This is a genomic window from Amycolatopsis sp. TRM77291 (assembly GCF_054166285.1).
Window position 1 is genome coordinate 408,741 of record NZ_JBSZHF010000001.1, and the last position, 13,287, is coordinate 422,027.

Below are 13,287 nucleotides of genomic sequence, written 5' to 3' on the forward strand. Positions count from 1 at the left end.
ACGGATTTTTCGCGTGATCACTTGACAGTCGCCGGAGCCTGCCTGCACTCTTTCACTACTTAATTAGTGAAAGGGTGTTGCCAGTGGTCACCTTCCACCTGGACAAGGGCTCGGGCGTCGCGACGTACGTCCAGCTGGTCCAGCAGGTCAAGAACGCCCTCCGCCTGGGATTGCTGGAGCCGGGGGACCGGCTGCCGACGGCGAAGGAAGTGGTCGCCGAGCTGGCGATCAACCCCAACACCGTCCTCAAGGCCTATCGCGAGCTGGAGCGCGAAGGGCTCGTCGAGGGGAAGCCGGGCCTCGGCACCTTCGTCAAGAAGACGCTCGGCGGCGCTTCGTTCGCGGAGCACACCCGCTTGCGGAAGAGCCTCGGCGCGTGGGTCCGCGACGCGCGGGAATCGGGGCTGGATCAGGAAGACGTCGAGGCGCTGTTCACCTCGGTGGTGGTCGATGGCTTTCGAGGGGAGCGGACGGCATGACCGATAAACCCGTCATCGAGGCGACCGGGCTCGGCAAGCGTTACCGCCGCAAGTGGGCGCTGCGCGACTGTTCCCTCGCCGTCCCGAAAGGTCGCGTCGTCGCGCTGGTCGGGCCCAATGGCGCGGGTAAGACGACCTTCCTGCACCTGGCCGTCGGGCTGCTCGACCCGACCCTCGGCTCGGTCTCGATCCAGGGCACCGCCGCCTTCCTCGCGCAGGACAAGCCGTTGTACGCGGGCTTCAGCATCGCGGAGATGCTCAAGTTCGGCAGACGCCTCAACCCCGGCTGGGACGACGAGTTCGCGCTCAAACGCATCGACGCGCTCGGGCTTCCCTTGAAGCACAAGGTCGGCAAGCTCTCCGGCGGTCAGCGCGCGCAGGTCGCGCTCACCCTCGCCCTCGCGAAACGCCCGGATCTCCTGGTGCTCGACGAACCACTCGCGAACCTCGACCCGCTCGCCCGTCACGAGGTCATGCGCGGGCTGATGGAGGCGGTCGCCGAGACCGGGATGACCGTGCTGCTCTCGTCCCACGTCGTCTCCGATCTGGAGAACACCTGCGACTGGCTGATCGTCCTCAACGGCGGCCGTGTCCAGGTCAGTGGTGACATCGACGAACTCGTCGCCGGTCACCGGACCTTCGTCGGCCCAGCCGAGGAGGCCGACGCGCTGGCCAGGCGGGTCGCGATCGTGGACGAGGCGAGGGCAGGACGGCAGGCGACCGTCTTCGCCCGCACCGGACCGGTCCCACTGGGTCCACAGTGGACAGAGCGGCCGGCGAACCTGGAGGAACTGGTGCTCGCTTACCTGCGGCGGCCCGAATCCGCGAGCCTGCCTCGCCCGACACTGGCTTCGGCGTAAGGGGGAACGATGCTCTGGCTCACCTACCGTCAGCATCGCATGCAGCTGGTGATCACCGCCGGTCTGCTCGTCGCCGTCGGGATCGTCCTGCTGGTCAACGGCAACGCCGCGGCGGACAGTCCGACCCCGGCGAAGCTGTTCGCGGATCTCTACCAGTACCTTTCCTGGCTTCAGGTCGTCCCGGTGGCGATCGGCGTGTTCTGGGGCGCCCCGCTCGTCGCGGCCGAATTCGAACGTGGCACCACGAAACTCGCCTGGACCCAGTCGATCTCGCGATTCCACTGGCTCGGCGTGAAACTGGGATTCCTCGCGGTTCTCGCCACCCTCGGCGGGCTCGCGTTCGGCACGATGATGCAGCGCTGGGTGGCGGTCTTCCCCACCGACCGCGGCGACACCGCCTTCACCAGCCGGTTCGACAACCCGGTCCTGTTCGCGATGACGGGTGTCGCGCCAGGCGCGTGGTGGCTCTTCGGGTTCGTGCTCGGCACGGCCGCGGGGGCGCTCATCCGCAAGACGCTGCCCGCCATCGCCGTCACCATCGCGGTGTCGGTGGGTTCGATGATCGGCGTGAGCAACGTCCGTGACCTCTACGCGGAACCGCGGCTCGTCGCGCTGGGCGCGGAACCCGTCGGCCGGGTGGTCGAAATGGTCAGGGACGCGGCAGGTGAGATCACCGCGCTCAAGGTCCTGCCCGCGGACTGGTACTGGCGTTTCCAGTGGACCGAAGCCGCGATCCTGGCGGGTGTCTCGCTCCTGCTCGCCGTCGCCGCCACCTTCGCCATCCGCCGCCGCTCCTAGAAAGGCACAGCTTCTTGCTCTGGCTCACCTGGCGGCAGCACCGCGCCCAGCTGCTCGTCACCCTCGGATTCCTCGTCGTGCTCGGCGGGATCCTGTTCCTCTCCGGACAGATCGCCGCCGACGCCGCGAACGGAAAGACCTCCTTGTACTGTCACGGCGGCGGCGTCCCGTGCCGTGAATACGACGCGGGACTGGAGGATCTCTATCAGAGGCTCTACCCGCTGGTCGTGCTGGTGCCGTTCGTTCCCTTGTTGGCGGGTGTCTTCTGGGGCGCGCCGCTGCTGGCCAGGGAGTACGAGCGCAACACCCATCAGCTCGCGTGGACCCAGTCGGTCGGCCGGGGGCACTGGCTGGCCGTCAAGTTCGGCGTTCTCGCCGGGTGCGCGATGCTGGCCGGGCTCGCTTCCGGGCAGATGTTCGGCGCGTGGCTGGAAATGTTCCCCGGCAAGTCGGAGAGCTTCGCCGAGACGTCCTACTTCGGTGCGCTCGGGATCGCGCCGGCGGCGTGGTGGCTGTTCGCCTTCGTCCTCGGTGCGGCGGCCGGGGCGCTCGTGCGCAAGACCTTGCCCGCCATCGCGATCACCGTCGCGGTGTTCCTCGCGGCTTCGATCGCCTTGCTGGTGCTGAGGCCGCATTACGCCGAGCCGGTGCGCACGATCGGCGCGGATCCGGCCACCAAGGGGGCGCTGATCGTCAAGCTGGGCAGGGTCACGCCGGACGGCCGCGAGACGAGTTCGCTGGACGAAGTGCCCGGTTGCCCGCTGGGGTTGGGGAAGAACGCGTGCGCTCAGGCGGCGGGGTATCGGGACTTCACCGTCTACCAGCCCGCCGACCGGTTCTGGCGGTTCCAGTGGACCGAGGCGGGCATCCTGCTCGCCGCGACCGCGGTGCTCGGGGGCGCCGCGGCCGGGGGCACGGTCCGCCGCCGTCGTTGACTGTCCGCTGGTGAACCCGCGGCGCCCTGCCACCGCGATAGCGGGGCCTCCGGCCGGGCGGGTTCACGTGTGTGGTCACTTCACGGACGAATCTCAGCTCCGCCCACAGGCGCCGAGACGGCGGCGGACCAGGACCTCAGTCGAGCTGGAGTTCGGGCCGGTACAGGTCGAACCAGTGGTAGAGGTCCAGCGCCCGGTCGATCCCGGAGCGCTGGGCCGACGACATCGTGGCCGGGTCCACTTCGGACACCCGGTGCAGCCAGTCACGGTCCACCAGCTCGAACACCGGGTTGTCCCGTTCGGTCAGGGCCTCCTTGGCCTGCTGCTGCAACGCCGCCGCGTAGCCGGGGTCCTGAGTGGACGGATACGGGCTCTTGACCCTGTCCCGCACGGACGTCGGCAGCACGTGTTCGGTCGCGTGCCGCAGCAGGCTCTTTTCCCTGCCGTCGAACGTCTTCAGCGACCACGGCGTGTTGTAGACGTACTCGACGAGGCGGTGGTCGCAGAACGGCACGCGCACTTCGAGCCCGACGGCCATCGACGCCCGGTCCTTGCGGTCCAGCAGCATCCGCACGAACCGGCTCAGGTGCAGGTTGCAGACCGTGCGCATCTTGCGGTCCTGCTCGCTTTCGCCGTCGAGGTGCTCGACCTGGGCGACGGCGGTGGCGTACTGGTCGGCGATATAGCCGGGCAGGTCGAGCTTCTCCTGGACCTCGCCACGCAGGAGCGCGCCCCGCTCGCTGGTGAGCCCCATGCGGAAGGCGAGCCAGGGGAACGTCCCCGAGTTCACCGCGGCCTCGTCGTGGAACCAGCGGTATCCGCCGAAGACCTCGTCGGCGGATTCGCCGGACAGCGCCACCGTCGACTCCGCGCGGATCGCCTTGAACAGCAGGTACAGCGAGGTGTCCATGTCCCCGAGCCCGGCCGGGATGTCCCGCGCGGCCACCACCTTGCGCCGGACTTCGGGGTCGCTGAGCTCGGCGGGGTTGAGCACGACGTCCTTGTGGTCGGAGCCGACCAGCTGCGCGACGTCGCGGATGAACGGCGAGTCCGGAGTGTCGCGCACCTCGTCCGGTTTGAAGTTCTCCTCCTGGCCCTGGAAGTCGACCGAGAACGTGCGCAGCCGCTCACCCTGTTCGGCCAGCCGGGCGGCGGCGAGACCGGTGACGGCGCTCGAGTCGAGTCCGCCCGAGAGCAGGACGCAACGGGGCACGTCGGCGATCAGCTGACGGTGCACGATGTCGGTCATCAGTTCGCGCACCCGCTCGACCGTCGTCTCCTGGTCGTCGGTGTGCTGTTTCGCGTCGAGCTTCCAGTACGTCCGCGTGCGGATCCCGGAGCGGTCGACCGTGACGATGGTGCCCGGCCCCACCTCGTGCATGCCCTTCCACAGCGACCAGCCCGGCGTCTTGGTCATGGCCATCAGCTCGCGGAGGCCGTCCGTGTCGACCACCTTGCGCGCCAAGGGATTCGCGAGGATCGCCTTCGGCTCGGAACCGAAGAGGACGCCGTCCGGGGTCGGGTAGTAGTAGAACGGCTTGATGCCCATGCGGTCGCGGATCATCACGAGCTTCTCGTCACGCTCGTCCCAGATCGCGAAGGCGTACATGCCGTTGAGGTGGTCGACGACCTCGTCGCCCCATTCGAGGTAGCCGTGGAGCACGACCTCGGTGTCGCTGTCGGTCTCGAACTTGTGGCCCCGCTTGAGAAGTTCCCCGCGCAGCTCGGTGAAGTTGTACGCCTCACCGCTGTAGACCATCGCGGCCAGCCCGGCTTCGGCCATCGGCTGCCTGCCGCCCGGCAGGTCGATGATCGCCAGCCGCCGATGGCCCAGCGCCACGTTCGGCCGCACCCAGGTGCCCGAGTCGTCCGGCCCGCGGCACGCCATGGTCGCGGTCATCGCGTCGACGACCTCACGGCGTTGGGTCAGGTCCGTGCCGTAGGAGACCCACCCTGCGATTCCGCACATCGCTACCTCCCGGTGATTAGTTAGCGCATACAACTATCCGTAACACCGGTGTAACACGCATCGGCGGGCTTGTCTGCCCGAATTGCACGCTCCGTCCGCAGTGCGTCACCGTCTGTGGGGCACATCACCGGGCATCAAGAAGTCGTAAAGGCACCCGATCGGGGCATCAAGAGCCCGTCAGGCGAGGGTCGCGTTGGTCTGTACCAGGCGCAGTGTTGCGGGGTCCTGGTCACCGATGGGGTGACCTGTCCTGAGAGGTGCCTAGTGGCCGACTTGCTCTACGCCGTGCTCCTGATCGGCGTATTCGTGGTTCTCGCCCTGACCCTTCGCGGTCTGGAAAAGCTGTGACCGGCACGGGAGCCGTGGCCAACGTCGTCGGCGGACTGCTGGCGCTGGGGCTGATCGTCTATTTGTTCATCGCACTGGTCAGGCCGGAGAAATTCTGATGCGTCCCGACGTACTCGTTCCCGCGGAGGGACTGGAATGACAGACACCGCGGCCGGCCTCTTGCAGGCCGGCCTCCTCCTCGTCGCGCTCGCCGTGGTCCACCGGCCACTCGGCGACTACATGGCGCGCGTCTTCTCGACAGAGAAACACACGAAGGCCGAACGCGGCCTGTATCGCCTGTTCCGGGTGAACCCCGGATCGGAACAGCACTGGAAGACCTACGCGTCCGCCGTGATCGGCTTCTCGTTCGTCTCCGTCGTCTTCCTCTACCTGCTTCAGCGGCTCCAGGCGATCCTGCCGTGGAGCCTCGGCAAGGAACCGGTCTCGCCGGCGGTCGCCTTCAACACCGCCGTCAGCTTCGTGACCAACACGAACTGGCAGTCCTACAGCCCCGAAGCGACCATGGGTCACTTCGTGCAGATGGCCGGCCTGACCGTGCAAAACTTCCTGTCCGCCGCCGTCGGCCTTTCGGTCGCCATCGCGGTCGTCCGCGGTTTCGTCCGCTCGAAGACCGACCGCCTCGGCAACTTCTGGGTGGACCTGACGCGCGGCACGATCCGGATCCTGCTGCCGATCGCGTTCGTCGCGGCGATCGTGCTGATCGCGCTCGGCGTCGTGCAGAGCCTCAAGAGCGGCGTCGACGTCCTCAACCCCGACGGCAGCACGAGCAAGATCGCGCTCGCCCCGGCCGCGAGCCAGGAAGCCATCAAGGAGCTCGGGACCAACGGCGGCGGCATCTTCAACGCCAACTCCTCCCACCCGTTCGAGAACCCGAACGCCTGGACCAACCTGATCGAGATCTTCCTGATCCTGGTCATCCCGGTCTCGCTCACCCGGACGTTCGGCAAGCTCGTCGGCAACACGCGCCAGGGTTACGTCCTGCTTTCGGTGATGGCCGGGCTGTGGACCGCGATGCTCGCGGTGACCTGGCTGTCCGAGGCCAACGCGAGCGGGCCCGCGTCGCTGGCCGCCGGGGCGAACCTGGAGGGCAAGGAACAGCGCTTCGGCATCGGCCTGAGTTCGCTGTTCGCCAACAGCACCACGGGCACGTCCACCGGCGCGGTCAACAGCATGCACGACAGCTACAGCGGGCTCGGCGGTGGCGGAGCGCTGCTCAACATGCTGCTCGGCGAGATCTCGCCGGGCGGGGTGGGCACCGGTCTCTACGGCATCCTCGTGATGGCCGTGATCGCGATGTTCCTCGCCGGGCTGATGGTCGGCCGGACACCGGAATACCTGGGGAAGAAGCTCGGCAAACGCGAGGTCACCTGCGCGGCCGTCTCCATGCTCGCGATGCCGACGGTGGTACTGCTCGGTTCCGGTGTCGCGCTGATGCTGGCCGACACCCCGGCCGCCATGACGAACTCGGGTGCGCACGGCCTTTCCGAAGTCCTGTACGCCTACGCCTCGGCGGGCAACAACAACGGCAGCGCGTTCGGCGGGCTGACCGTGACGAACGACTGGTTCCAGTCTTCGCTGTCGGTGGCCATGCTGCTCGGCCGGTTCATCCCGATCCTCGCCGTGCTGTGCCTGGCCGGATCCCTTGCCTCCCAACGGAAGGTTCCGGAGACCGCCGGCACGCTGCCCACCACCGGGCCGCTCTTCGGCACGATGCTCGCGGGCACGATCGTGCTCGTCGCGGCCCTCACCTTCATCCCGGCGCTCGCGCTCGGGCCCATCGCAGAGGCATTGGCATGACCGTCACCCAGGAACGCACTCCCGAAGAAACGACACAGCACCACGTCGAGAACACCGGCCGGGTCGGCGCGGGGATCTTCAGCCCGCGTCAGCTGCTGACCTCCTTGCCGGAGGCGCTGCGCAAGCTGAATCCCAAGCACCAGCTCGCCAACCCGGTCATGTTCGTGGTGTGGATCGGCTCGGCGCTGACCACGGTCTTCGCGATCACCGACCCGAGCGTGTTCACCATCCTCATCACGATCTGGCTGTGGTTCACCGTCCTGTTCGCGAACCTCGCCGAGGCCGTCGCGGAGGGCCGGGGCAAGGCGCAGGCGGAAACCCTGCGGCGCAGCAAGAAGGAGACCGTCGCCCGCCGTCTCACCGAAGACGGCGACGAGGAAACCGTGCCGGGCGCCGATCTGCGCGTCGGCGACCTCGTGGTCGTCGAGGCGGGGCAGGTCGTCCCGGGCGACGGTGACGTCGTCGAGGGCATCGCGACCGTCGACGAATCGGCCATCACCGGCGAGTCCGCCCCGGTCATCCGCGAATCGGGCGGTGACCGGTGCGCGGTCACCGGCGGCACCACGGTGCTCTCGGACAAGGTCGTCGTGAAGATCACCACCAAACCCGGTGAGTCCTTTGTGGACCGCATGATCGCGTTGGTGGAAGGCGCTTCCCGGCAGAAGACGCCGAACGAGATCGCGCTGACGATCCTGCTCTCGACGCTCACGATCATCTTCCTGCTCGCCGTCGTGGCGTTGCAGCCGATGGCGGGCTACTCCGGCAGCCAGCAGTCCGTGATCGTGCTGACCGCGCTGCTGGTCTGCCTGATCCCGACGACGATCGGCGCGCTGCTGTCCGCGATCGGGATCGCGGGGATGGACAGGCTGGTGCAGCGCAACGTCCTCGCGACGAGCGGTCGCGCGGTGGAGGCCGCGGGCGACGTCTCGACGCTGCTGCTGGACAAGACCGGCACGATCACCTTCGGCAACCGCAAGGCCACCGAGCTGATCCCGGTCGGCGACTCCACCATGGGCGACATCGCCAAGGCGGCCCGGTTGTCCAGCCTCGCCGACGGCACGCCGGAAGGCCGCAGCATCGTCGAACTCGTGGCGCGAGAGCACGGTCTCGCCGAAACCGCGTCCGACGAGGAGAAGCTCGCGGAGTTCGTCGAGTTCACCGCGCAGACCCGGATGAGCGGTATCGACATCGGCGCACGCCAGGTCCGTAAGGGCGCCACCTCGGCCGTCCGGGATTGGGTCCGCGAACACGGCGGCGACATGCCGGACGAGACCGAACGCGTCGTCGACGAGATCAGCGGGCAGGGTGGCACTCCGCTCGTGGTCGCGGAGTACGACGGCGTGAAAGCGTTCGTGCGGGGCGTGATCCGGCTGTCCGATGTGGTCAAACCCGGGATGAAGGAGCGGTTCGTCCAGCTCCGCTCGATGGGCATCAAGACCGTCATGATCACCGGCGACAACCCGCTGACCGCCAAGGCCATCGCGCGGGACGCGGGCGTCGACGACTACCTCGCCGAAGCCAAGCCCGAAGACAAGATGGCGCTGATCAAGAAGGAGCAGGAGGGCGGGCGGCTGGTCGCGATGACCGGCGACGGCACCAACGACGCCCCCGCGCTCGCGCAGTCCGACGTCGGCGTCGCGATGAACACCGGGACCTCCGCCGCCAAGGAGGCGGGGAACATGGTGGACCTCGACTCCGACCCGACGAAACTGATCGAGATCGTGGAGATCGGCAAGCAGCTGCTGATCACCCGCGGCGCGCTGACCACCTTCAGCGTCGCCAACGACCTCGCGAAGTACTTCGCCATCCTGCCCGCGATGTTCACCGGTATCTTCGCCCAGCTCGGCGCGCTCAACGTCATGCAGCTGGCGACGCCGAAGTCGGCGATCCTGTCGGCGGTCATCTTCAACGCCCTGATCATCGTCGGGCTGATCCCGCTCGCCTTGCGCGGCGTCCGGTACAAGCCGTCGTCCGCCTCGGCGCTGCTGCGCCGGAACCTGCTGGTCTACGGCCTCGGCGGGATCGTCAGCCCGTTCCTCGGGATCTGGCTGATCGACCTGCTCGTCCGTCTCATCCCTGGAATCGGGTGACCCCATGAACGCACTGTTGAAGCAGACCCTCGCCGGGCTGCGTGTCCTGCTCGTCTTCACGGTCCTGCTGGGCGTGGTCTACCCCCTGGGTGTCTGGGCGATCTCCCGGATCCCCGGCCTCGAAGGCAACGCGGAAGGCTCGATCATCACCCAGGACGGGCAGGCCGTCGGCTCGTCCCTGATCGGCGTCGACCCGGTCGCGGCGGACCCGGCCAAGGACCCGTGGTTCCACAACCGCCCGTCCGCGGGCTCGAAGGACGTCCTCGGCCCCGGCGACCCGTCGTCGTCCGGCGCGTCGAACAAGGGCCCGTACAACGAAGACCTGGTCGCCGCGATCGGTGAGCGCAAGAAGCTCATCGCCGCCCGCGAGGGTGTCCAGGAGTCACAGGTACCCGCCGACGCGGTGACGGCGTCGAGTTCCGGGATGGACCCGGCGATCAGCGTCGCCTACGCCGACCTCCAGATCCCGCGAGTGGCCAGGAACACGGGTCTGCCCGAGGAGAAGGTCCGGCAGCTCGTGGCGGAGAACACGAGCGGAGCCGGGATCGGTGTGCCGGGCGTCAATGTGCTGAAGGTCAACTTGGCCGTGCGCGACGCGGCCGGAGGAGCACACTGACAGACGTGGACGAGAACACGACCAAGCCGCGCCGGGGCGAGCTGAGGATCTACCTCGGCGCGGCCCCGGGCGTCGGCAAGACCTACGCGATGCTCGGCGAGGCGCGGCGACGCCTCGACCGGGGCACCGACGTGGTCATCGGCCTGGTCGAGACGCACGGGCGGAAGAAGACCGCGGAGCTCGTCGAGGGTCTGGAGACCGTGCCGCGCCGCCGGTCGGCGCACCGGGACCACGAGTTCGAGGAGATGGACCTCGACGCGCTGCTCGCCCGCGCCCCCGAGGTCGCCGTGGTCGACGAACTCGCGCACACCAACGTGCCGGGTTCGCGCAACGAGAAGCGCTGGCAGGACATCGACGAACTGCTCGCCGCCGGGATCGACGTCCTCTCCACGGTCAACGTGCAGCATCTGCAGAGCCTCAACGACGTCGTCGAGCGGATCACCGGCGTCGTCCAGCAGGAGACGGTGCCCGACGAGGTCGTGCGGCGGGCCGAACAGCTGGAGCTGGTCGACATAACGCCCGAAGCGCTGCGGCGGCGCCTGGCGCACGGGAACGTGTACCCGGCCGAGCGGATCGACGCGGCGCTGGGCAATTATTTCCGCCCCGGCAACCTCACGGCGCTGCGGGAGCTCGCGCTGCTGTGGGTCGCCGACCAGGTGGACGTCGCCCTGCAGCGGTACCGGGCCGAGCAGAAGATCACCGACACGTGGGAAGCACGCGAACGGGTTGTCGTGTCCATCACCGGTGGCGCGGAGAGCGAGACGCTCATCCGCCGCGCGAGCCGCATCGCGAACCGCGCGGGCGCCGAACTGCAGGTGCTGCACATCCTGCGCGGCGACGGGCTCGCCGGGATGGGGCCGACCGCGGTCGGCAAGTACCGGAAGCTGGCCGAGGAAGTCGGCGCGACCTTCCACACCGTCGTCGGCGACGACGTGCCGACGGCGCTGCTCGACTTCGCGCGCGGGGTTAACGCGACCCAGCTGGTCGTCGGGACCTCGCGGCGGTCACGCGTGGCGAGGCTGTTCGACGAGGGCATCGGCGCGGCCGTGGTCCAGCGGTCCGGCCCGATCGACGTCCACATGGTCACGCACGACGAAGCGGGCGGACGGCTGCGCGCCCGCTTCACCCGGAGCCCTCTGCCCTCCTCGCGGCGGCTGGCGGGCTGGGCACTCGCTTTCGTGCTGCCCGTACTGGCGACTTTGCTCGGTGTCCTGCTGGAGGAACAACTCGACTTCTCGACCGACATGGTCGCCTACATGCTGGCGACGGTGCTCGTCGCGCTCGCGGGCGGGCTCGGGCCCGCGCTCCTGGCCGCGGTGCTTTCGGCGGGTTTGCTCAACTTCTTCTTCACCCCGCCGCTGTACACCCTGACCGTCCACGAGCCGCGCAACGTGATCACGCTGATCGCGATGGTGCTCGTGGCGATCCTCGTCGCGGCGGTCGTCGACACCGCCGCCCGGCGGGCCGCCCAGGCGGCGCGGGCGCGGACCGAGGCCGCGCTGCTCGCCTCCTACGCGCGGACGGTGCTCACCCACGCCAACCCGATCGAGCGGTTGCTGGAGAAGGTCCGCGAGAACTTCGGCCTGACTTCGGTGACCCTGCTGGAAAAGCGGGACGGGAAGTGGAAACGGGTGGCGAACGCGGGCACGGATCCGTGTGCCGACCCGGACCAGGCCGACGTCGACATCGCGGTCACCGCCGACGTCCACCTGACGCTGCGGGGCCGCGCGCTGCCCGCGTCGGACCGGGGAGTGCTGGAAGCCGTCGCGGGGCAGGCGTTGCTGGCCCTGCGGCAGCAGCGGACGGCGAAGGCGGCCATCCGGGCCGAGCGCAAGGCCGAGGCGACCGAACTCCGTACGGCGTTGCTGTCGGCCGTCGGCCACGACCTCCGGACGCCGCTGACGTCGATCAAGGCGGCCATCGGCAGCCTGCGCGCGACCGACATCTCACTGTCCGAAGAGGACACCGACGAACTGCTCGAAGCCATCGAGGAATCGGCGGACCGGCTGGCGGGGCTGATCGACAACCTGCTCGACTCGTCCCGGCTGGCGACCGGCGCGGTACGCCCGCACCTGCGTCCGGTCGGTTACGACGAGGTCGTGTCGCATGCTTTGTCCAATGTGGACAACTCGGCTTCGGTCGTCGTCTCGATCGACTCGCGGCTGCCGTCGGTGTGCGCCGACCCCGGCCTGCTCGAACGGGTCGTGGCGAACGTGATCGACAACGCGCTGCGGCACGGCGCGTCCGGCGAGCCGGTCTCCGCCCGCGCGAGCACGCATTCGGAACACGTCGAACTGCGCATCATCGACCACGGGCGCGGGCTTAAGAAGGGCACCGCGGATTCGGCGTTCGCGCCGTTCCAGCGGCTCGGGGGAGACCGGGACAGCGTGCCCGGCGTGGGACTGGGGCTGTCGGTCGCCAAGGGGTTCACCGAGGCGATGGGCGGGCGGATCCGGGCGGAGGACACGCCCGGCGGCGGGCTCACCGTCGTCATCTCGCTGCCCGCTTATGTTGGTCAGGATCCGGAAAAGAGCCTCCTCGCGTTCGACGACGAGGGTCTGGAGAACGAAGAGGAGGAGCGAGTGCGATGAGCGCAGACACCGCGTCGGCGACCGTGCTGGTCGTCGACGACGAACCGCAGATCGTGCGAGCCCTGCGGATCAACCTGTCCGCCCGCGGCTACAAGGTGATCACCGCGCACGACGGGACGGCCGCGCTGAAGGCCGTCGCCGAGACCAAACCCGACGTCGTCGTGCTCGACCTCGGCCTGCCCGATCTCGACGGCACCGAGGTGATCGCCGGGCTGCGCGGCTGGACGACCGTGCCGATCATCGTGCTGTCCGCACGCGGCGACTCGGCCGACAAGGTGCAGGCCCTCGACGCCGGCGCCGACGACTACGTCACCAAACCCTTCGGCATGGACGAACTGCTGGCGCGGCTGCGGGCCGCCGTGCGCCGCTCGGCGTCGTCCGGTGTGGACGGTGCGGACGCGGTGGTGGACACGGGATCGTTCCGGATCGACCTCGCGGCGAAGAAGGTGCGCCGGGACGGCAAGGAGGTGCACCTCACCAAGACCGAATGGGGTGTGCTGGAGCTGCTGGTGCGCAATCGGGGGCGTCTGGTGGCGCAGAAACAACTGCTGCACGAGGTGTGGGGGCCGACGTACGAGACGGAGTCGCACTACCTGCGGGTGTATCTGGCGCAGCTGCGGCGGAAGCTGGAACCGGAACCCTCGCGGCCGCGGCACCTGCTGACGGAGCCGGGGATGGGCTACCGCTTCGAGGTTTGAGGTCCCGCGTGCGTCGGGCTGACGCGTTGCGAAAGCCACTTTCGCACCCTCCTGCCGCCCCAGCACCATGCCGCAATTTGTCGGCTGACTGCGGCCGATTCGGTGC

Annotated in this window: 11 protein-coding genes; 10 read left to right on the forward strand and 1 reads right to left on the reverse strand. The window is 68.7% G+C overall.

From position 1 onward, the window contains the following. Positions 1–83 precede the first annotated feature (83 nt). Genes ACXIZN_RS01900 through ACXIZN_RS01915 form a run of 4 tightly spaced genes read left to right on the forward strand, consistent with a single transcriptional unit; the run spans position 84 to position 3,072 of the window. On the forward strand, positions 84–479 hold the full coding sequence (locus ACXIZN_RS01900) for a GntR family transcriptional regulator (RefSeq protein WP_126733463.1): 396 nt from the start codon (positions 84–86) through the stop codon (positions 477–479). Continuing rightward, positions 476–1,339: an ABC transporter ATP-binding protein gene (locus ACXIZN_RS01905; protein ID WP_457952185.1), complete on the forward strand. Its 864-nt coding sequence runs from the start codon at positions 476–478 to the stop codon at positions 1,337–1,339. Before ACXIZN_RS01900 ends, ACXIZN_RS01905 begins: the two co-directional genes overlap by 4 nt. 9 nt (positions 1,340–1,348) lie before the next feature. Next, complete coding sequence (locus ACXIZN_RS01910) at positions 1,349–2,137, forward strand: ABC transporter permease (RefSeq protein ID WP_457952187.1); 789 nt, start codon at positions 1,349–1,351, stop codon at positions 2,135–2,137. Positions 2,138–2,151: 14 nt separating this feature from the next. Beyond that, complete coding sequence (locus ACXIZN_RS01915; RefSeq protein ID WP_457952188.1) at positions 2,152–3,072, forward strand: ABC transporter permease; 921 nt, start codon at positions 2,152–2,154, stop codon at positions 3,070–3,072. 136 nt (positions 3,073–3,208) lie between these two features. Here the strand turns inward: ACXIZN_RS01915 and asnB are convergent, their stop codons facing one another. Further along, entirely contained in the window at positions 3,209–5,041 is a 1,833-nt protein-coding gene (gene asnB, locus ACXIZN_RS01920; RefSeq protein WP_457952190.1) for an asparagine synthase (glutamine-hydrolyzing), read from the reverse strand. A gap of 344 nt (positions 5,042–5,385) precedes the next feature. Here asnB and kdpF point away from each other — a divergent pair, with 344 nt between their 5' ends. The 6 genes from kdpF to ACXIZN_RS01950 are packed head-to-tail and all read left to right on the forward strand — an operon-like array spanning position 5,386 to position 13,181. Further along, positions 5,386–5,487, forward strand: coding sequence for a K(+)-transporting ATPase subunit F (kdpF, locus tag ACXIZN_RS01925; RefSeq protein WP_007031325.1), 102 nt, complete (start codon positions 5,386–5,388; stop codon positions 5,485–5,487). Positions 5,488–5,524: 37 nt separating this feature from the next. Continuing rightward, positions 5,525–7,186 (forward strand): potassium-transporting ATPase subunit KdpA, encoded by a 1,662-nt coding sequence (gene kdpA / locus ACXIZN_RS01930; protein ID WP_457952192.1) that lies wholly within the window; start codon positions 5,525–5,527, stop codon positions 7,184–7,186. Further along, positions 7,183–9,276 carry a potassium-transporting ATPase subunit KdpB gene (gene kdpB, locus ACXIZN_RS01935; protein ID WP_457952193.1) on the forward strand — a complete coding sequence of 698 codons (2,094 nt, stop codon included), beginning with the start codon at positions 7,183–7,185 and terminating at the stop codon, positions 9,274–9,276. The genes kdpA and kdpB overlap by 4 nt, the downstream gene beginning before the upstream one ends. Positions 9,277–9,280: 4 nt before the next feature. Then, entirely contained in the window at positions 9,281–9,892 is a 612-nt protein-coding gene (locus tag ACXIZN_RS01940; protein WP_457952195.1) for a potassium-transporting ATPase subunit C, read from the forward strand. Positions 9,893–9,897: 5 nt separating this feature from the next. Next, positions 9,898–12,483 (forward strand): DUF4118 domain-containing protein, encoded by a 2,586-nt coding sequence (locus tag ACXIZN_RS01945; protein ID WP_457952197.1) that lies wholly within the window; start codon positions 9,898–9,900, stop codon positions 12,481–12,483. After that, the gene (locus tag ACXIZN_RS01950; RefSeq protein WP_126733454.1) at positions 12,480–13,181 is read left to right on the forward strand and encodes a response regulator; all 702 of its coding nucleotides are present in this window, start codon (positions 12,480–12,482) and stop codon (positions 13,179–13,181) included. Before ACXIZN_RS01945 ends, ACXIZN_RS01950 begins: the two co-directional genes overlap by 4 nt. Positions 13,182–13,287: the final 106 nt, after the last annotated feature.

Excerpts from the sequence above, each read along its gene's own strand:
- ACXIZN_RS01905 (WP_457952185.1), top strand. The coding sequence starts at position 476 with ATGACCGATAAACCCGTCATCGAGGCGACCGGGCTCGGCAAGCGTTAC.
- ACXIZN_RS01910 (WP_457952187.1), top strand. The coding sequence starts at position 1,349 with ATGCTCTGGCTCACCTACCGTCAGCATCGCATGCAGCTGGTGATCACC.
- asnB (WP_457952190.1), bottom strand. The coding sequence starts at position 5,041 with ATGTGCGGAATCGCAGGGTGGGTCTCCTACGGCACGGACCTGACCCAA.
- kdpA (WP_457952192.1), top strand. The coding sequence starts at position 5,525 with ATGACAGACACCGCGGCCGGCCTCTTGCAGGCCGGCCTCCTCCTCGTC.
- kdpB (WP_457952193.1), top strand. The coding sequence starts at position 7,183 with ATGACCGTCACCCAGGAACGCACTCCCGAAGAAACGACACAGCACCAC.
- ACXIZN_RS01940 (WP_457952195.1), top strand. The coding sequence starts at position 9,281 with ATGAACGCACTGTTGAAGCAGACCCTCGCCGGGCTGCGTGTCCTGCTC.
- ACXIZN_RS01950 (WP_126733454.1), top strand. The coding sequence starts at position 12,480 with ATGAGCGCAGACACCGCGTCGGCGACCGTGCTGGTCGTCGACGACGAA.